Below are 19903 nucleotides of genomic sequence, written 5' to 3'. Positions count from 1 at the left end.
AAAATCATGCCACTTGTTCAAATCTCTCTTCTCGAAGGCCGCAGTGACGAACTCATCAAATCGTGCATTAAAGCCGTCGCGGAGGCGGTGCATCAAACGCTAGGTTCGCCGTACGCAGCGATCAGTGTTTATGCCGTCGAAGTTCCGCGCGCGCACTGGGCCACCGGTACGCGCACGAAAGACGAGCCGGATACCGCGGTGACCGCTCAGGCATTGAAACCGGGAAACGAACAAGCCTGAGACCAGGGCAAAGTGCGGAGTTGACGGCTACGCTCACTCGTGTCGGTTTGCGTAGCCATCGCTTCGAACTTCGGGGCGCGCAGTCTATTGCGCATCATCACCGCTACAGAATCTGAAATGCGACTGAGAAACATCGGTATTGCCGGCAAATTGAGTATCGGCTTCGGAATCGCCATTTTTTCGTTGTGTCTCATTGGCGGCCTCGCGCTGCTGCAAGTGTCGCGCATTTATCGCGGAACCGATGAGCTGGCAAACAAATGGCTACCCGGCGTGCAGGCACTAGGCGAAATTCGGGCCTATATGAATGACGCCCGGCGCGCGTCGCTGGTGGTGGCGATGGCGTCGGACGCGAGCACGAAAACGACATTCGTGCAGAGGCGAAACGACGCGATTGCATCGCTGAACAGCGCGCTCGGCAATTACCAGCGTGTCGTTTCGTCGCCGGAACAGGAGCAATTGCTTAACGACTTTAAAAGCGCCTGGTCGTCGTATCTGGACGTCGACACCCGGCTCAACACGTTAGCCCAAGGCGACGGAGACCAACTGGAAGCAGCGAGAAAGCTGGCGAGCGGCGATTCGTCGCCCCTCTTCATGGCGGCGGCGGACGTCATCACGCGCGATGTCACGCTCAACAGACAGGGCGCGGACCATGCCGCGGCCGCAGCGGCTTCCCGTTATCGCACGACGCTGGTGCTCACTGCGGTATTGGTCGCCGGCGCGATCGCACTCAGCGTTATCGCGGCCATGCTGATCACACGCTCTATCGTCGTGCCGGTACGCCGTTCGCTCGAAATCGCCAGCACGGTCGCCAAGGGCGATCTCACGTCGGTGATCGTCATTGACGGGGACGACGAAACGGGCCAGTTGCTGCGTGCGCTGAACACGATGAACGAGGGCCTCAACGACCTCGTCGGCCGCGTGCGAAACGGCAGCGAGAGCGTGGCCTCGGCCTCTGCCGAGATTGCGGCGGGCAACACGGACCTCAGCCAGCGCACCGAAGAGCAAGCGGCCTCATTGCAGGAAACGGCGGCCAGCATGGAAGAACTGACGTCCACGGTGAAGCAGAACTCGGAGAACGCACGGCGCGGCAACACGCTTGCGGCCAGTGCGTCGGACGTGGCGGCGCGCGGCGGCGCCGTCGTGAGCCGCGTGGTCGGCACCATGAAGGACATCAGCACGAGCTCCGCAAAAATGGCGGACATCATCGACGTCATCGAAGGGATTGCTTTTCAGACGAATATTCTCGCGCTCAACGCGGCGGTCGAGGCCGCTCGCGCCGGAGAACAAGGGCGAGGCTTCGCCGTGGTCGCGGGCGAAGTGCGCACGCTGGCGCAACGCAGCGCGACGGCTGCGAGGGAAATCAAGGAACTCATCGACGCTTCCGCAGAGAACGTTCGCACCGGCTCGCAACTGGTGGAGGAAGCGGGCCAGACGATGGACGACGTGGTGCATTCGGTCAGGCAGGTCGCGGATCTGATGGCGGAAATCTCGGCGGCATCGTCGGAGCAGCACACCGGCATCGAGCAGGTCAACGTCGCGGTTGCGCAGATGGATCAGGTGACGCAACAGAACGCGGCGCTGGTCGAGGAAGCGAGCGCGGCGGCTCATTCGATGGCGCAGCAGTCGAGCGCGCTGCGAGACCTCGTGTCGTTCTTCAAGCTTCGCGGCGCGGTTGTCGTTGCGGGGCAATGAGCGTTCTCGCCTGGACTCTACGAGAGTAGTGAGCCGGGCATCTGCGAGCGATCGGTGAGCCGAACTGCGCTGCGGCTTCCGGATGCCTTAGCCTCCTCGCCACCGTGGTACGTCCCTATTCCAGGTCGGGAATGAAATTCGCGTAGAGCGTTATCAATGCGAACCGGAGGCGCGTCATCACCGCGCACGCTCCATCCCGTGTGATTGTGCAGATGATTGCACGGAGCGTCACGCCGTCACGCCATTGGTTCGCGACCGCTCTGGAGGCGCGAATGCAGGGAATCCCCGTTTGGCATGCGGCCGACTGCGCCGCAAATCCGGAAATCGGCGCTGCCCTGCACGGCATCGAGTTTCCGCTCGATGCCGTCGGTCTGGCTTCGGCGGCCTATCGACTTGTCGAGGCCTGCCCCGCGTTGCCGCAACCCGGCGGCGGTCAGACGCTGGCGCGCTGGCGCTTTCTCGCGGCGGTTGCCGCGCGTGATCTGCCGCTGGTGAAGATCTTCGAAGCGCACGCCGACGCGATCGCCATCCTGACTGAACTCGACGCACATCGGCCGCGGACGGGAGACGCAGCTCCAGACCTCTGGGCCGTGTGGGCCGCGCGGATGCCGCACAACGATCTGCGCGTCACGTGGAAAGAGGGACAGCGTGTCCGGCTCTCGGGCACCAAACCGTGGTGTTCCGGCGCGGCCTTCGTCACGCACGCACTCGTGACGTGTGTCGATGACGAGCGGAGTGACTGGCTCGCCGCGCTGCGTGTGATGCAACCCAATCTGCGCGTCAGCACGCGCGGGTGGCACGCGGTGGGAATGCTGGCCACGCAAAGTGTCGAGATCGACATGGATGGCGCGGACGCGGTCCTCATCGGGCCGCCCCGCGCTTACCTCGAACGGCCCGGTTTCTGGCACGGCGGCGCAGGTATCGCCGCTTGCTGGTACGGCGCGGCGGCGGCGCTCGCCGTCCGCCTGCGCGAAGTCGCCGCGCGTCGCAAAGATCCGCATCTGCACGCTCATCTCGGCGAAGCCGACGCGGCACTCGCCGCCGCGCGCGCATTACTGCGTGAATCGGCGCGATGTATCGACACAGACCCGCGCGCCTTCGGATCAGCCGATGCATTGAGGGTTCGCGCCGCCGTCGAAGATGCCTGCGATACTGTGTTGCGTGCATGCGCGCGTGGTTTGGGCGCCGGACCGCTCTGCCAGGACGCGTGGTTCGCGCACATGACAGCCGACCTTGCCGTGTTCATGCGCCAGAGCCACGCCGAGCGCGACCTCGCGTCGCTGGGCGGCGCGCTCGCCGGGATGGGCGAGAACTGGCAGCTATAACGGCGACAGGAGGCCGCATGCACACCAGGCGAGCGGACGATGCCGCGCGATTCGACGCAGCGTTCGAATGCGATCCCGATCCGTGGCGCTATCGCACGAGTTGGTACGAGGCGCGCAAGCGGGCGCTGATGATGGCGGCGCTCCCGCGAGAGACGTATCGACGCGCTTTCGAACCCGCCTGTGCGACCGGCGAACTCTCCGTGCTGCTCGCCGATCGCTGCGAAGCATTGCTTTGCGCCGACTTCGCGCCGCGTGCGGTCGCGCTCGCACGTCAGCGACTGGGCGAGCGAGCCGCCGCCAGAGTCGAAACGCGAGCCATGCCACAGGACTGGCCCGCAGGCCGCTTCGATCTGATCGTTATCAGCGAGTTTGCGTACTATCTCGACGAAGCGCGTTGCTGCGCACTCGCGCGACTCGCGTGTTCATCCCTCGACGATGACGGCGCATTGCTGTGCTGTCACTGGCGACACGATGCGGACGACTTCCTCATGACCGGCTACGCGGTTCACAGCCTGTTCGATCGGTATGCCCGCGCCGCTTCGTTACGGCAGGCCGTACACGTCGACGACGCGGACTTCACCCTCGACGTCTGGTGCGCCGATCAACTGAGCGTCGCCGCGAGAGAGTCGCTGGCGTAGCGATCGCGCGGCGAAGGCGGCACGCCCGGATGCCTCGGCGACTCCACGCGCCAGAAGCGTTCCGGTTCGGAAAGATCGGCGGGTACGTCATCGCCAAAAGCCTGAAGCTGACTGCCGTAAGCCCGCACGGCAAGCTGCTTCGAACGCCGTGCGCGTACGCTTTCGCGCTGCGGATACCAGGACGTATCGACTGCGGCGACACGCAGTCCCGCAGCCGCCAGTTCGTCTAGGCGTGCCGCCGTGATGCCTGGCACCGCACGATGGATCGCATCTTCGTAGACGATGCACGACTGCACGGTCCGCGTTCGCAACAGCGCGAGCCATGCATCGGATACACGCAGATGATCGGGGTGCCTCAGCCCGAGCGGAACGACAAGCGTGGATCGATCGCGCGAATCGAAGCGCGCGAGTAAAGCCCTCACCAAAGTGCGAACAGAAGGCAATTCGCCATACTGGCCGTCGAGAAATGGCAGGCGAATCGCGCGTGCGCCCAGGCGTGCGAGCGCGCGTTCGTCCTCTCGCGTGCGGGCGCGCATCGCCTCGGACGAATCGCTGAAACCCGCCGCCTCATCCCACGGTTGAATCTGCGGCGCTCGTGGCGTCCCGGCGAATACGGTGCAAACCGTGGCGCCGGGTTGCGCAGCCAGCAGCGTCGCGCATCCGAACACCGCATCGTCCAGATGAGGCGAGACGACAAAGAGCGATCCGTCGGCGCTATTCATGATGTTCTCCTTGCAGCATCCCGTTCAACGTAATGTCTGCGGGTGCACAGGCGACGCCGGTCGACCACGACGACAAGGTGTCGCCAAAGCCGCCGCGAATGCGGAAATCGGTGCGCGCGCTCGTCGTCACGCGCGGCGCAACGCTCCAGGCAATCGTCGCGCCGTTCGCCGTGAGCCGATCCACGAGCGCCACGTCCTCGCCGCACGCAAGCGGCGGAAATCCGCCCGCCCGTTGATACGCCCTCGCGCACACGCCGAGGTTGGCTCCGTGGACGTGGCGATGTCCATCGACACTTCGATAATGCGTCGACCACGTTTCGCGCACACACGGTGGATGCGCGCCCCAGTCGTCGACCTCGACCGCACCGCAAACCACATCGGCCCGCAGGGCCAGTTGCGCCACGATCCAGTCAGGCGCGACGCATGTATCGGCGTCCGTCGTCGCCAGCCAGCGCGCGCCCAGTGCAATCAGATGGCTCGCACCCGTCGCGCGGGCGATGCCTACGTTGCGCGCCTGCACCGTGAGCGCGGTTGCCCCGAATGCTTGCGTGACGCACGCCGAATCGTCGGTGCAGCTATCGAGCACGACGACGATGCAGACCGATTCGCCCATCAACTCGACGTGCCGCGCGGCCAGCGCGGCGGCGAGCAGGCATCGCCCGAGCCAGCTCGCCTCGTTATGTGCAGGTATCACGACGCCGATCATTTTCCACTCCTTGGCATGATGAGCAGATAACCGATAAAGCTCTGTCGCGACCTCAATGCATTTTCGGTGCCCGGGTTTTAAATCGAGTTGCGACGTTCAAAGCGTCGTCGGCATGGCTTGAGAAAACCGCACGGCACGCGGTTTGCGTCGTATTTTCGTTTGCGTTGCTTCGTCGGATTTCGTCGAAAATAGACCGGACGTAGCGCAAAAAAAGCGCTCCTGACCGGTCGATAGTTAAAAGTCGTACGAAACCGTTACCTGCGCCGATAAAGGCGGGCTTGGCGTCAGCGTGTAATCGAACGTCGCCGCCGAGCCGCCGGTGTAGTACTTTCGATTGAACAGATTGAAGATATTCAACTGCGTCTTCCAATGCCCTTGCCGGTAAGAAGCCATCGCATCGGTACGCACGTAACCCGCGAGTTTGAACGTGTTGGGCAGCGTCGCCTCGCGCGGTCCGACATAATAAACACCCGCGCCAATCCGCAAGCCCGGAACGGACTCCAGATCGTAGACGGTCCAGAGGCTTGCACTGTTGCGCGGAACATTGCTCAGAATGTCGCCGACCGGATACGTCGTATCACTCGTGACCTTCGCGAGCGTATAGGCATAGCTCACGATGGCCTTCCATCGCGGCGTGATATTGTCGGTGATATCCAGCTCCACACCCTGGCTGCGTTGCTTGCCGGTGAGCACTTCAAGCAAGGGATTCGTGGGATCGGTCGTGAGAATGTGATTCCGGTTGATATTGAAAAGCGCCAGATTCGCATTCAGGCGATCTTTAATCAGTTCCTGCTTTACGCCGATTTCGAATTGCTCCGCGACCTCCGCTGCGTACGTGACGTTACTGCCGCTGTGACCGACATTCGGCGCGTAACTGCGGCTCCAGTCGGTGAAAAACGACGTGCTGTTCATGGGCTGCCAGACGAGGCCGACACGCGGCGAGAAAGCCGTCTGCTGCCCTCGCCCGGTCGGCTCACCTGCTTCATCGGCGCTATTGATAAAGCGATCCGCGCGCAATCCGACCTGAAGTTTGAGCTGTCGAGTCAGATCGATCAAATCCTGCACATAAACGCCGTAATCCGCGCCACGCCCTTGATGTCCAGGCAATGCGTCGCCCGCGGTCAGTCCCGATGCGTAGCCGGGATTGAAAAGATCCACGTTCATCGTGGAAACCTGCGAGCCGCCGCTGCCGACTTCCAGATAACCGTAATCCACGCCGGCCAGCAACGAATGCTTCAGGCTGCCGGTAAAGAAATCGCCGACCAGTTCGGCACGGGCCGAATACTGGCGCGAGAATTCATTCGCACCGCTGTAGACGGAGTATTCGAGCAGATTGTCCGTGGCGGTCGTGCTGTCGGGGAACGACTGCGTCGAGTGCTGGCGTGCGTACGCGTACTGACCGGCGAGGCGCAGTTTCCAGTTCTCCGAAAGTGCGTGCTCGAATAACAGCGTTTCGGACCAGGTGTCGTTACGACCGTAATCGCCATCGACGCCCGGATAAACGCCGCTGCGCAGTCCGTAATAGCGGCTGCGCGAAAGCGCCTGATAGTTTTCGACCGCCGGCACGCCGAAGTCGAATCCATCGCGATTCAAATGATTGAATTCACTCAGCAGCGTGACGGACGTGCCGTGATGATTGTCCCAGGTGATGGCCGGCGCAATGGACCACGATTTGTAGCCGCCGTTGTCCTGAAACGTCGAGTTGGTTTCGGCAGATGCATTGAGCCGGATGCTCAAGTCGTCGTTCAACACGCGGTTCACATCCACCGTCGTGCGCGCGAGGCCGTAGCTTCCTGCCGTCGCGCTGACTTCGCCGAAATTCTCCTGCTCCGGTCGCTTCGAGACGGTGTTGATATAGCCGCCGACCGCACCAATGCCGCCATAGAGCGCACCCGCCGGACCTTTGAATATCTCCACGGTGTCGATATTCTGCACATCGCGAAACGCGTAATAGCCGTAGTTGCGGAAACCATCGCGCAAGCCATTGCTCTCGCTGAATCCGCGAATATTGAAGAAGGTCGCGCCATTGCCGCCGTAACTGGCTTCGGCGTGCACACCGCTTACGGTGTCGGCGACCTGATCGATGCTCGTCACGCCTCGGTCCTGCAGGACCTCGGACGGCACGACCTGAATGGATGCTGCGTAATCCTTGACAGGCGTATTGGTTCTCGTCGTGCTGCTTGACGTGGGCGCGATATAAGTCGAACCGCGTGTGCCGACCACCGTTATCGGCGCCATGACCTTGTCCGCAGCGCCCGCGTCGCTCGATGTCGCTGGTGTCGAATCCGGCGACGCACTCGCGACGGGCGATTCCAGTTCTGCCGCTCGCGCCTCGGGTATCGCCGCGAGCGAAGTCATCAGCACGGCCAGCACGGCGCAAACAGGCGCGGCTTCAAAACGTGCTCGCGAGGCAAAAGCCTGCTGTTCGGCGCGGTGCGTTTCGGACGCACGCGTGCCGACGACGCCCGCGCGCGGCGGTCGTTGTTGGGTCTTCATGTTGTCGATTCAGCTAAAAGAAATGGTCGTGCGTGCGCGGCGCCATCGCGACGCGCAGCAGGGAGACGGCATTCAGCTGAAAAGAGGCGGTGCCCGCGAAAGGGGCCGGAAATGAAGCGACAGACGCACCAATGGGCGCGTCGATACTGCGAGCCACGACTGCGTCACGCGGGCGAGCGTGAACAATGCAATCGCGAGTGCGATGCCCACGCACGCGACGACCAGCGCGGCGCTGAACGGACAAAGGCCGTCGTCGCCGGCCATGGCGTCGTGATCGTGTGCGGGCGAGCCCGACATGCCGGACATGTCCATGTCGCCGCGCGTCATGCCCGTCATGTGGGTCATGTCCATGCCGGGCATGGCATCAGACATCTTCGCTGCCGCGCCGGAATCGCCCGCGAACATCGGGCCGTGACCGGAACACATCACGAGTGCAAAATCGCCCTGCGCCACCGATGCCGGATCCAGCATGACCGCGCCCGGCAGCAGCGCGCGTACAAGGAGGACGGCCAACGCGATCAGGAACCATGCCCGACTCGCCATGCCGCCTCGCAGCAGGAATCGGCGAAAGGCACTCATGGCGCGCATTCTATCCGGCTTTCAATTCTTTTAGGGATAAAGCGCGCAGCGTGATCGGGCTTTGCATGCCCCGGCATTGCTGCTGGATTGCCGCCGGTTTGCAGCCGCATCGCGGCTGAATGCGGTGCGTGATGAGCATCGCTGACCGCGCCGTTCGTCGACGCGACATTCCGTCTCACGTGCGGACTCAGCATGAACCGAGTGCACATTCGCTACCGCAATCTGGAGAGAGTGAGCTACCATGCGCCCATGACTGCACGCGCACGCACTCGAAAACAATCAGGCACATGGCTCGCCTTGCTGGCCATGTGCCTGATTGTTTTCGCGCCGCTGGTCAGTCAAATGCTTGCTTCGGCGCGCGCGGCGTCGCCCGACGCGGCGCTCTGCTCCGCCGGTCCGCAGATCCATAGCCACGCCGCTGTAGCGGACGATCCGCTCGCGGCCTGCGGCTATTGCAATCTGCTCGCCACGCCCGCGGCGCCGCCGCCTGTTGCGCCGTCCGCTGCGCCGTGGCTCCCGCTTCTTGCGGCTGTTGTCGTCCTGCCCGCATTGCGAGCGGAATTCCCGACGCTCCCGTATTTCGCGGGTTATCCGCGCGCGCCGCCGTCTGCCCACTGAAGCGCCGCCGCGCGCTTCACGTCCACAGCTTCACGTCCTTTTCGCACGATCGACACGCCAGGCTCATGCCTGCGTCTGCGCTCGCCCGCGCGCGCCTTCGCCGCGCACCCGCTTTCGATAACGCATCATGCAAAAACCGCTTTTACCCGCGGCGTCCGGCCTTTGGCGACGCGCAGTCGCGACGGCTTGCGCCGTCCTGACGCTCTCCGGCGCGCTCGCGCTCGCCGGATGCGATCAGCAACCGACACTGTCCTTCCAGAATCTGGATATCACCGGGAACACGCAGTTTTCAGGCCAGTTTTCTCTGCCGGATACCAACGGACAAACCCGCACGCTCGCGGATTATCACGGCAAGATCGTCGTGATGGTTTTCGGCTACACGCATTGCCCCGATGTTTGCCCGACCACGCTGGCTGAACTCTCCCAGGCGATGCAGCAACTCGGCCCCGAAAAAGCCGCGCGTATTCAGGTGCTGTTCGTGACGCTCGACCCGGAACGCGATACGCCCTCCGTGCTCGCGCAATATGCAGCGGCCTTCAATCCTTCGTTCCGCGCACTGCGGCCCGCAGACGATGCGCAACTCAGGACGCTCGCGGAAGACTTCAAACTCGTCTTCGAAAAAGTCCCCGGCACGAACGCAGACAACTACACCATGAATCACACGGCGGCCAGTTTCGTATTCGACGCCAACGGCAAATTGCGCCTGTATGCGCGCGACGCACAGGGCGCCACGCCGTGGCTTCACGACCTGGGCGAATTGCTGAAGCCCGCTTAATCGCGATGTATTTCCAAAGCCTTATCAACTCAAAACTGGAGATTCACCATGTCCGCTCTTTTCCGTTCGTTCGCAACGACGTTCGTCCTGTTTGCCGCCCCGATCGCCGCTCCGATCGCCGCAATGGCCGCGACTGACTCCGTCATGGTGTCGGATTGCTGGATCCGCTCCATGCCGGGCGACGTGCCTTCGGGCGGCTATTTCAAACTCATGAACATGAGCGACAAGCCGGTCGATCTCGTTGGCATTTCAACCGAGGCATTCGGTATGTCGATGCTGCATCAGACGCAGAGCAGCGGCAGCACTTCGAAAATGGTCATGGTCGACAAGGCAACCGTTCCCGCAAATGGCACGCTCGAATTCGCACCCGGTGGCTATCACGTGATGTTCGAGCACGCGAAACATCCGCTCAAGATCGGCAGCAGCATTCCCGTGACGTTTGATTTCAGCGACGGCGAGAAAGTGTCGGCGCAGTGCGACGTGAAGAACGCTGCGGGGAAATAAATTCCGCGACGCAATGCGTGGAGTTGAAAGTAGCGTCGCTGCTGTTTTATCTGGCTGACAGGCGTCTCCGCTCGTCAGCCAGATCATCGCATCGGCTTTACACGTGCAGCACGGCTTCGCCGTCGCCTGCGGGCAACTGCACGACGACACCGGCCTCGCTCGCCTGCATCGTCAGGCCGCCCGCATCGCGCAACTCGGGCCATTGGCGCAGCGTCAACGGCAACGCACCGTTCACACCCTTCACACCCGCATAGCGCAGCTTGAGCGTCGCTCCGTGCCGCGTCACGCTCACTTGCGTAACGCTCGCGCCGCGCTCGTCGCGCAACGTGACCGCGGCGCTCGCGCCATCGGCGAGTTCGAACAGATGCAGTTCGCTGCGCGATGCGTAGTCGTAATCCGGACGCTGATCCTCGGTGCCGATCGCCAGCAGCGTATTCGGCCGCACGTAGACCGGCAGACTCAGAAAGCCGTGACGCTCGCGCAGCCACCTGCCGCCCTCGACGGTTTTACCCGTGAAGAGATGCGTCCAGCGGCCCTCGGGCAACCAGAAGTCCACGTCGCCGATCGCGTTGAACACCGGCGCGACCAGCAACGCATCGCCGAGCAGATACTGGCGATCCAGTTGATCGCAGGCTGGATCATCGGGAAACTCCAGCAGCATCGCACGCAGCATCGGCGTGCCGTGCTCGACCGCCTGTTGCGCGGCGTCGAACAGATACGGCATCAGGCGCGACTTCCATTCCGTGAAATGGCGCACCACGTCCACGGCTTCATCGTCGAACAGCCATGGAACGCGATACGACTTGCTGCCGTGCAAACGGCTATGGCTCGACAGCAGTCCGAACGCGCACCAGCGTTTGTAGACGTCGGCGGGCGCGGTATGCTCGAATCCGCCAATGTCGTGGCTCCAGAAGCCGAAGCCGCTCAGCCCGAGCGACAGGCCGCCGCGCAGCGTTTCGGCCATCGATTCATAGGTCGCGCTGCAATCGCCGCCCCAATGCACGGGCAATTGCTGGCTGCCGACGGTGCCGGATCGCGCGAACACCACGGCCTCGCCTTCGCCGCGCACTTCGCGCAGCACGTCGAACACCACCTTGTTGTACAGGTAGCTGTAGTAGTTGTGCATCTTTTGCGGATCGGAACCGTCGTGATAAATCACGTCGGTGGGAATACGCTCGCCGAAATCCGTCTTGAAGCAATCGACGCCCATCTCCAGCAAGCGCCGCAAATGCCCCGCATACCACTGCGCCGCCGCGGGATTCGTAAAATCGACGATACCCTGCCCCGGCTGCCATCGATCCCACTGCCACACATCGCCATCAGGTTTGCGCAGTAAATAACCCTTTTCCATGCCTTCGGCAAACAGCGGCGACGGCTGCGCAATATACGGATTGATCCACACGCAGATTTTCAGGCCGCGCGCCTTGAGTCGCGCGAGCATGCCCTGCGGATCCGGAAAGGTCTCGCGGTTCCACTCGAAATCGCACCAGTGGAACGCCTTCATCCAGAAGCAGTCGAAATGAAACACGTGCAGCGGAATGCCACGCTCGGCCATGCCGTCGATAAAGTGATTGACCGTGGCTTCGTCGTAATTCGTCGTGAACGACGTCGTGAGCCACAAACCGAACGACCAGGCAGGCGGCAGCGCGGGCCGCCCGGTCAGTTGCGTGAAGCGTTCGAGCACGGCCTTTGGCGTGGGACCGTCGATCACATAGTATTCGAGCCGCTCTCCCGCCACGCTGAACTGCACCTTCGCGACCTTCTCGCTCGCCACTTCGAACGACACGTTCTCCGGGTGATTCACGAGCACGCCATAGCCGCGATTGGTCAGATAGAACGGCACGTTTTTATAGGCCTGTTCGGTGCCGGTGCCCCCATCGCGATTCCAGCTCTCGACCACCTGCCCGTTCTTCACAAAAGCAGTGAAGCGCTCGCCGAGCCCATAGACGTTCTCGCCCACGCCGAGATCGAGGCGCTCGAACATGAACGCCGCGCCCTGCTGGCTGGCATCGTGTACCTGTCCACTCGCACGAAAGCCGCTGCCCGTGATGCGCTCGCCGTCGCGCAGAAAGTCCACCGACCAATCGCCCGATTTGACGATACGCACTGTGAGCGAACCGCTGGTGAGGCTCGCCGATTCCTCGGTGTTGGACGTAACGATCCCGGTCGCCGAACGCGCCAGCACAAAATGCGGACCACGATCACGCACACCGGCAAAGTGCTCGACACGCACACCGATCACCCCGCTTTGCGGCGAAAAGAATCGCCAGGTGAACAGCCCCGTATCGAGCTGACGCTCGCGGCTCGACACATCGCGCGGCGCGACATGCACGAGCAGCTCGTCGCCGACAATCTCCACGCTATGAGGCGCAGCCGCGTACGTCACGCTGAGCCCTTCGCGGATCAACCAGTTGCCATCGCTGATTTTCATTTAGATGTACCAAAAGACTATTGAACGGCGAATCCCAATCCGGTTGTGTTGCGTCTACAGCGCCCGTTCGGTTTTCCGGTCGAACACGTGAATATGCTCGCCCGCCATATCGAAACCGATCGTCTCGCCGCTGCGCAGCGCGCACGCGCCGGATTGCGCGATCATCAACGGCGCAGCCACGCCCTCGAGTTTCACGGCGATGAAGTTCATCGAGCCGGTACTTTCCACGGTATCGACAACGCCGCGCACGCCATGTGGCTCGCGATGCAGGCGCAGATGCTCAGGCCGCAAGCCGATCCACACTTCAGCGCCCGCAGGGAACACGCGAACAAGATCCAGACGCTGCCCAGCGCCGAATTGCGCGCTGCGTCCGTCCGGGCCAATGACCGCTTCGATGAAATTCATCGACGGCGAGCCGATAAAACCCGCCACGAAGCGGTTCGCCGGTTCGCGATATAAGGTGAGCGGCGCGCCTTGCTGTTCGACTTGCCCGGCCCGCAGCACGACCACATGATCGGCCATCGTCATCGCTTCGATCTGGTCGTGCGTGACGTACACGGACGTCGCGCCCAGACGCTGATGAAGTTTGCGGATTTCGCTGCGCATATGCACGCGCAGCGCCGCATCGAGATTCGACAACGGTTCGTCGAATAAAAATACCTTCGGATTCCGTACGATTGCACGACCCATCGCCACGCGCTGACGCTGGCCGCCGGAAAGCTGTCGCGGCATGCGCGCGAGCAGATGGTCGAGTCCCAGCGTGCGCGCCACGCCGTCGATGCTCTCGCGAATGATTTGCGGCGCAGCGCGCCGAAGCCGCATCGAGTAAGACATGTTGCGCTCGATATTCATGTGCGGATAAAGCGCGTAGCTCTGAAACACCATCGCGACATCGCGTTTGCGCGGTGGCACGTCGTTGACGATCCGTCCGTCGATACGCAACGTGCCGCCCGTGATCGGCTCCAGTCCCGCGATCGTGCGCAGCAAGGTGGATTTCCCGCAGCCCGACGGCCCGACCAGCGCGACGAAACAGCCCTCCGGCACGCTGATATCGATGTCCTTCAAAATCTGCACGGCGCCGTAGCTCTTGCTCAGCCGCTCGATCTGTATGCGATCCACTGCGATTCTCCGTATGCGTTACTTGAGCGCGCCGGCGGTGAGCCCGGCGACGATCCTGCGTTGCAGCAGCATGAAGGCGACGAGGATCGGCGTGACGAAAATGGCCGAATACGTCATGATGCCGATCCAGTCGACCTTGGTCGCGCCGACGAAAGCCGAAAGCCCGACGGTTGCGGTCTGATAGCGGTCATCGAGAATCAGCGAGCGCGCGTACACGTATTCGCCGAACGACTGCAGAAACACGAGGATGGCCGAGACGAGAATGCCGTTCACCGCGAGCGGCAGAATCACGCCGAAGAATGCGCGCGCGGGCGACGCGCCATCCACGAGCGCCGCGTCGCGCAACTCGCGCGGCACCTGCACGAAGCTCGGTCGGCACAGCACGATATAAAACGGCAGCGTCTTGGTGATCTGCGCGAGCACCACGGCAAAACGCGGCGTATCGAGCAGGCCGATACTCTTGAACGCAGTGAAGATCGGCGTGACCATCAAACTGGAAGGCAGCGCCTGCAAGACGAGCACCGCGAAAATCGCAAAGCGGGTCCAGCGGTTTTCCACGAACGCGAGCGCATAGGCCGCGCCGGTCCCGACGAACACCGTGACCGCCACGGTGCCGCATGCCGTCACGAACGAGTTCCAGAGAAAATTTCCCATACCGCTGTCGCTGAACACCTGCCACAAATGCGATTGCCAATGCTGCGGCCAGAACGTGGGCGGATACTGGAACATCTCGCTCGCGTTCTTGAACGCCGTGATGTACATCCAGTACAGCGGAAACAGATAAATCACCGTGACAGACAGCGCGATGAAAAACAGCACGTAGCGCTTCATGTCAGAGCATCCTTTCGTTGCGCGTCGAGCGCACGTAGATCACCGCGACGATCAGCACGAGCACCAGCATCACGGTCGCGACCGCCGATCCCGCCGACACCTCGAAGGTTTGCAGCGACAGCTGCCACGACCAGTACTGCGCGACCAGCGACGAATTGGCGGGACCGCCTTGCGTGAGCGCCGCGATCAGATCGAATTGCTGCATCGTCATGATGGCGCCCAGCGCGATCACGGCGCCGAGCGTGGCCTTCATCATCGGCAAGGTGATGCCGGTGAAGCGTTGCAGCGCGTTCGCGCCATCGAGTTCCGCGGCCTCGTAGAGATCCCTGGGAATGGCCGCGAGGCCGACCGACAGCAGCAGCATGTTGAACGGCACGCCGAGCCACACGTTCGCCGCAATCACAGCGTAAAGCGACCAGTGCGGATCGGAGAGCCAGAAGATCTTTTCGTGCAGCACGTGCAACTGCATCAGCACGTGATTGAGCACGCCGTAATCGCCCGCGAAAATCAGCTTCCAGATCACGCCCACCACGAGGCCGGGCATGATCCAGCCCGCGAGAAACAGACCGCGCATCAGGCTCGCGAACGGAAAATCCTGCGCAAACAGCAGCGCCAGCGCGAAACCGATCAGCACCTGAAACAACAGCGACAGCCCCACGAACAGCACCGTGTTCACGATCACCTGATGCATTTCCGGGCGGCTGAACACATCGCGGTAATTCGCGAGGCCGACGAACGGGCGCAACAGCGTGGCCGGCTCCATCAGATCGACCTGCTGAAACGACAGCACGATGTTGTAGACGAGCGGCAGCCCGGCAAACACCAGCAGATACAGCAGCGCGAACACGGCCAGCGAAATCTCGAAGGCATGGGCGCGCGGAAAGCGGCGCAACAGGCCCGAAGCCGGCTCGCGCGGAGCACGGCGCAACAGTGTGTTCATGGCGTTGATCGCTCAAAGACCGCACGGCGACCGGAAGACGCGCGGCGTCCTTCGGTCGTTGGCCCGCTGAATTTATTTCGGATGACTTATTTAATCGATGCCTGAACGGCTTGCGCGTCGGCGTTCATGGCCTGTTGCGGCGTCGCCTGATGCGTCAGCACGGATTGAACCGCATCGGAAATCGACTTCGAGATTTTCGGCCATTGCGGATTCGGACCGCGCGGACGCGCGTATTGCATCTGCTCGTTGAAGACCTGATACGCCTGAGGCCATTTCGGGTTCGGCGTGTTGGTGTCGCGCGAAGGCGGCAGCATGCCGAAGTCGTTCCAGTTGCGCCCGCGCTGCGCGTACATGTATTCGAGGAACTGGAACGCCGTGGCCGGATCTTTCGCGCCGCGCAGAATCGCGTGATTCTGCTCGCCGAGCGCCGACGCGCGCGGACCGCCCGCCTTTTCGGCCGGCAGGAGCGCCACGCCCCACTTGAATTTCGCGCCCTTGTCGACCGCGCCCAACTCCCACGGTCCGTCGATATCCATCGCCGCGTTGCCGTTGATGAAGGTCGCCGCCGCTTCGGACTGGCTATGCGTGAGCGTGTCCGGCGACGCCACCTTGCTGTCGAGCAGCTTCTGCCAGAACGCCACCGCGCGCACCGCGCCCGGATCGCTCATGCGGTCCCAGTCGGCGCCCGCAGCCTGCACGAACGGCAGGAACTGGAACACACCCTCTTCCGTGTTGATGGCGGAAAACGCGAGACCGTACACGCCTTTCTTCGCGTCGGTCAGCTTCTGCGCGTCGGTATAGAGTTCGTCCCAGCTTTGCGGCGGATGCTCGGGATCGAGCCCGGCCGCCTTGAACATGTCCTTGTTGTAGTAGAGCGCGAGCGTGTTCGTGCCGCGCGGAATCGCGTAGATCTTGCCGTTCCAGGTGGCGTTTTTAAGCGGCCCGGGAAAGATCTGCTTTGCGTCGATGACCTTCGACTTCGCGAGGTACGGACCGAGATCGAGCAGCGCATTCTTCGAAGCGAACATCGCCGTGTTCGGGTTGTCGATCGGCACGACGTCCGGCATGTTGCCCGACATCACGGCGCGCATGGTCTCGTCGTTGAGCGCCGCAAAGCCAACCTTGCGGATCTGCACGTGAACGTCCGGGTGCAGCTTCGCGAACTCCTGCGCCATCTTCGCGGTGTAGTCGTCAGGCTCGTCGACGGCCCAGACCGACAACGACGCCGCGTGCAGCGGCGCGCAGGAAAGCGACAATGCCAAACCGATCGCCGCCGACGCGGCAAGTAGCTTCTTCATGCTGTCTCCGTTTTTCGCGCGTTAGTGTCGCGCTGTGTTCGAGGCTCTTTCCGGTTCTGTGCGGGAGCCGTCTCGTTCGGCCGGCCTGGCCGTGCATGCGTCGTGCTGCCGTCTTCGTGCCGCGTTTTCCGGAAACGTTTCCGGAAAACAGCCAGATAGTTGCTTCTGAGCCTGACGCTGTCAAGCCGGCTGCGAAAATCGCAAACGCGATTCGCGGAAAAAACAATGTCGATGATGCGTGCTGCTTAGGCGCGGAGCCGATCCGCGCGCGGCGCGTCGCTAACGCGCCTCAGCGGCCGGAGGACGTGGGCACGGGCGCGTCGTCGTCGCGATCGCGCAGCGTCAGCGGCCACAATTGCGGCTCCCGCGCGGCGCGATACGTCGACTCGAACTCGGGGATCTGGGCCAGCAGCGCCTGCGCGAGGCGCTCGCCGAGCGCACAGGCGTCGAGCGTGAAGCCGGACAGGCGCGGCGCGAGGTAGTCGGACACCTCGCCGGCCAGCACACCGCCCGAGATCGCCAGATCGCGCCCCGGCGTCATGCCCGTCTCGTGCAGCTTGCGGTAGGCGCCGATCGCCATGCAATCGCTCTGGAACATCAGCGCGTCCGGCGGCGTGGCCAGGCCGAGCAGCGCCGCAGTCGCGAGATAGCCGCCGCGCTCGGACAGCTCGTTGCGCTGGACGTAGCCTTCGGGCACCGCGAGGCCGTGCCGTTTCATCGCCCGCTGCCAGGCGCTCAGGTAGATGTGCGCCTGCATCGCATCGCCGCCGGGAATCGCCAGCGCGATGCGCCGATGCCCGCGCTCGACGAGTTGCGCGACGCAGGCCGCCACGGCCGTTTCGAAATCGAGGTCGATCCAGGCGTGCTCGCCCCCCGACTCGCTGCGGCCGAGCGCGACGAACGGAAAATGGCGGCTCGCGACATAGTCGAGCCGCTCGTCGTGCCGCCGCGTGCCCGCGAGAATCACGCCATCGACGTGACGCCGGTCGACGATGCGCCGCAGCCGCGCGAACTCGTCGTCCCAGGAGGCGCTCGAGTACATCACGAGGTCCATGCCATGCCGCGCCAGCACGGACTGGAGGCCGTCCGCCAGGCGCATGAAGATGCCGTGCGTATAGGTCTCCTCCTCGCGCCGCACCGGCAGCATCAGGCCGACGAGGTCGAGCCGCCCGCGCCGCAAGCTCGCCGCCGACTTGCTCGGCGCGTAGCTGTGCTGGAGCGCGGCGGCGCGCACGCGCTCGCGCGTCTCGTCGCTGACCTCGTCGCTGTCGTTCAAGGCGCGCGACACGGTCGACACCGACAGCTTCAGTTCCTTGGCGAGTTCGCGAATACCCATGCGCTGGTCTGATCGTGGAGGGAGTGAGCCGGAACGCGCGATGCGCCCCCGACGCCGCACAGCATAACGGTAAGCGGCTTTTAAAGCGGCACGTCTTCGATCAGCCGCGCCTTTAGCGCGCGAATACGCTGATCGACGAAATAACCGCCGCCTTCGGTATAACGCAGATAAAGCCGGCCGCACTGCGTACATTTCCACACGCCGCAGCGGTTATACGGAAAGTAGCGCGGAGCAATGGGCGCTTCGTCGGACCAATAACCGTGGTTTCCCGGCAAATATTCGGAAAAAGTCGGTTCTGCCTCGTCTTCCGGAATGAGCGTGCCGATTTGTTCGAGTTGCCGCTCGTCGAGCGAAAGCGGCTGCGATTGCCAGCCGTCGAGCGGTGTTTTTGTGCAGCCGCACACGGGGGCTTCGGCGTGTTCCGCGCGTTGAGCGAGTTCGAGTAAAGCAGCGGCGTCGAGGTATTGGGGCATGGCGCGAGGAAGAGTCTGCGATTGAGCCTGATTGAGCCTGGGAGACATCGGTGTCGAGCGCGCATCTTAACGCCATTAGCGATTGCGCTCATTTTTCCTTTCGCGCGCTTCCGTTTCGCGTTATTTCCAGTGAGGAATTCGGACGTTTTATGCGGCTTCGCACAACGTCCAATACGTGTCTTGGCCCCATCAAATCCCTGCAATTTCGGCAATTCCACGTCGATTTTCAGCGAAATTACCTCAGGGCTTTCACCGAGTTTTCATTGCATTGCCATCGTGCGACTCTATGTCTCAGTGCCACTTCCTATGGAGACAGGCATGCACGCTGAAACGCTCAAGAACGCAAAGGTCGCCGTTTTCCTCAATCGGTCGGCGCTGTGTATGTTGCTGTTGCCAGCTGCCTGCCTTTCATGGGCACTCCCCGCGTACCCTCCTCAAGACGCTTTCTGGTTCTGCTTCGTTCTGGCCACTTTTTCCTGGCCGTTTGCAGGAGTCCTGTTCATTGTCTCGGCCGGATTTCAGTCCGGTAGACGTGCCGAGCGATTCGAACATGACGCTGGTTTCAGGGAAGCGCACGGTCATTGATCCGCGTTTTGCCTGACCAGTCAGCCGGTCACGCTTCGCAATCGCCAGTCGAACAAAAGCCTCCTGTTTTCAGGAGGCTTTTGAGCAATACCTGGTTATCCGAACGATGTTCGCAAACCAGCCGTTTTTAAGCGGCCGGTGCGAATGCGTGCAACCGGTTTGTGTGGCGACACGTGACACGCGCAGCGCCTAAGCTGAACCTCGCGCCCTGCTCGCACTGGAGTGCGCCGTGAAACGGCGTCAGCGGAAAGCTGAGGCTGCTGGCAGTTAGTTGCATCTCCATCCGCACGCCTTCACTCGGCGGGCGCGTCCCGCTTGTCTGCCGATTTTCCGCCCGCGTTCTGCGAAATAATCCGCGCAATTTCCGCATCGGCTTCATCGCCATACTTCTCGAACACGTTCGTCTCGTACACCGTGTTCTGCGCGTTGCCCAGCTGGCTGCCCGCATCATTCTTGATGTCGACATCAACCTGCATCGACAGACCGATACGCAGCGGATGCTTCTGCAGATCTTCCGGATCCAGCGAGATACGCACCGGCAGACGCTGCACCACCTTGATCCAGTTGCCCGTCGCGTTCTGCGCCGGCAGCAGCG

General features: G+C 62.6%; 18 protein-coding genes and 1 pseudogene. 7 read left to right on the top strand and 12 right to left on the bottom strand.

Annotation, left to right across the window (positions count from 1 at the left end):
* Nucleotides 1-6: 6 nt before the first annotated feature.
* From G3N97_RS03045 to G3N97_RS03030, 4 genes are all read left to right on the top strand, one after another.
* Nucleotides 7-240: a tautomerase family protein gene (locus tag G3N97_RS03045; RefSeq protein WP_205991846.1), complete on the top strand. Its 234-nt coding sequence runs from the start codon at nt 7-9 to the stop codon at nt 238-240.
* A gap of 117 nt (nt 241-357) precedes the next feature.
* Nucleotides 358-1932, top strand: coding sequence for a methyl-accepting chemotaxis protein (locus G3N97_RS03040; protein WP_205991894.1), 1575 nt, complete (start codon nt 358-360; stop codon nt 1930-1932).
* 200 nt (nt 1933-2132) lie between these two features.
* A complete protein-coding gene (locus G3N97_RS03035; protein WP_346778010.1) occupies nt 2133-3257 on the top strand; it encodes an acyl-CoA dehydrogenase in 1125 nt (374 codons plus the stop codon).
* A gap of 17 nt (nt 3258-3274) precedes the next feature.
* Entirely contained in the window at nt 3275-3895 is a 621-nt protein-coding gene (locus G3N97_RS03030) for an SAM-dependent methyltransferase (protein WP_205991845.1), read from the top strand.
* Here G3N97_RS03030 and G3N97_RS03025 read toward each other — a convergent pair.
* The 4 genes from G3N97_RS03025 to G3N97_RS03010 all read right to left on the bottom strand — a co-directional run bounded on the left by G3N97_RS03025 (nt 3859) and on the right by G3N97_RS03010 (nt 8398).
* A complete protein-coding gene (locus tag G3N97_RS03025; protein WP_205991844.1) occupies nt 3859-4617 on the bottom strand; it encodes a PIG-L family deacetylase in 759 nt (252 codons plus the stop codon). The genes G3N97_RS03030 and G3N97_RS03025 overlap by 37 nt on opposite strands.
* Complete coding sequence (locus G3N97_RS03020) at nt 4610-5323, bottom strand: glycosyltransferase family A protein (RefSeq protein ID WP_205991843.1); 714 nt, start codon at nt 5321-5323, stop codon at nt 4610-4612. Before G3N97_RS03020 ends, G3N97_RS03025 begins: the two co-directional genes overlap by 8 nt.
* A gap of 234 nt (nt 5324-5557) precedes the next feature.
* Nucleotides 5558-7819, bottom strand: a complete 2262-nt coding sequence (locus tag G3N97_RS03015; RefSeq protein ID WP_205991842.1) for a TonB-dependent receptor — start codon at nt 7817-7819, stop codon at nt 5558-5560.
* A gap of 72 nt (nt 7820-7891) precedes the next feature.
* Nucleotides 7892-8398 (bottom strand): DUF2946 family protein, encoded by a 507-nt coding sequence (locus tag G3N97_RS03010; RefSeq protein ID WP_205991841.1) that lies wholly within the window; start codon nt 8396-8398, stop codon nt 7892-7894.
* A 192-nt stretch (nt 8399-8590) separates the two neighbouring features.
* Between G3N97_RS03010 and G3N97_RS03005 the strand changes: the two genes are divergently transcribed.
* The 3 genes from G3N97_RS03005 to G3N97_RS02995 all read left to right on the top strand — a co-directional run bounded on the left by G3N97_RS03005 (nt 8591) and on the right by G3N97_RS02995 (nt 10295).
* Nucleotides 8591-9016 carry a DUF2946 domain-containing protein gene (locus G3N97_RS03005; RefSeq protein WP_346778009.1) on the top strand — a complete coding sequence of 142 codons (426 nt, stop codon included), beginning with the start codon at nt 8591-8593 and terminating at the stop codon, nt 9014-9016.
* A gap of 127 nt (nt 9017-9143) precedes the next feature.
* Nucleotides 9144-9791 (top strand): SCO family protein, encoded by a 648-nt coding sequence (locus G3N97_RS03000; protein WP_205991840.1) that lies wholly within the window; start codon nt 9144-9146, stop codon nt 9789-9791.
* Between the two features lie 48 nt (nt 9792-9839).
* On the top strand, nt 9840-10295 hold the full coding sequence (locus tag G3N97_RS02995) for a copper chaperone PCu(A)C (protein ID WP_205991839.1): 456 nt from the start codon (nt 9840-9842) through the stop codon (nt 10293-10295).
* A 97-nt stretch (nt 10296-10392) separates the two neighbouring features.
* On the opposite strand, the gene yicI is transcribed toward G3N97_RS02995, so the two are convergent.
* From yicI to G3N97_RS02955, 8 genes and pseudogenes are all read right to left on the bottom strand, one after another.
* A complete protein-coding gene (gene yicI, locus G3N97_RS02990; protein WP_205991838.1) occupies nt 10393-12726 on the bottom strand; it encodes an alpha-xylosidase in 2334 nt (777 codons plus the stop codon).
* A 54-nt stretch (nt 12727-12780) separates the two neighbouring features.
* Nucleotides 12781-13845, bottom strand: coding sequence for a sn-glycerol-3-phosphate ABC transporter ATP-binding protein UgpC (ugpC, locus tag G3N97_RS02985; protein WP_205991837.1), 1065 nt, complete (start codon nt 13843-13845; stop codon nt 12781-12783).
* A gap of 18 nt (nt 13846-13863) precedes the next feature.
* Nucleotides 13864-14676, bottom strand: coding sequence for a carbohydrate ABC transporter permease (locus tag G3N97_RS02980; protein ID WP_205991836.1), 813 nt, complete (start codon nt 14674-14676; stop codon nt 13864-13866).
* Between the two features lies 1 nt (nt 14677).
* Nucleotides 14678-15616, bottom strand: coding sequence for a sugar ABC transporter permease (locus tag G3N97_RS02975; RefSeq protein ID WP_205991835.1), 939 nt, complete (start codon nt 15614-15616; stop codon nt 14678-14680).
* An 86-nt stretch (nt 15617-15702) separates the two neighbouring features.
* Nucleotides 15703-16914 (bottom strand): sugar ABC transporter substrate-binding protein, encoded by a 1212-nt coding sequence (locus tag G3N97_RS02970; protein ID WP_205991834.1) that lies wholly within the window; start codon nt 16912-16914, stop codon nt 15703-15705.
* A 289-nt stretch (nt 16915-17203) separates the two neighbouring features.
* Nucleotides 17204-18250, bottom strand: a complete 1047-nt coding sequence (locus G3N97_RS02965) for a substrate-binding domain-containing protein (protein WP_205991833.1) — start codon at nt 18248-18250, stop codon at nt 17204-17206.
* Between the two features lie 80 nt (nt 18251-18330).
* Nucleotides 18331-18723, bottom strand: coding sequence for a hypothetical protein (locus tag G3N97_RS02960; RefSeq protein ID WP_205991832.1), 393 nt, complete (start codon nt 18721-18723; stop codon nt 18331-18333).
* Nucleotides 18724-19601: 878 nt separating this feature from the next.
* A pseudogene (locus G3N97_RS02955) lies at nt 19602-19903 on the bottom strand (EmrA/EmrK family multidrug efflux transporter periplasmic adaptor subunit); the annotation flags it as partial.

This window comes from Paraburkholderia sp. Ac-20347, from assembly GCF_017104805.1.
Lineage (GTDB): Bacteria > Pseudomonadota > Gammaproteobacteria > Burkholderiales > Burkholderiaceae > Paraburkholderia > Paraburkholderia tropica.
This window is presented reverse-complemented; position numbering and strand designations above follow the sequence as displayed.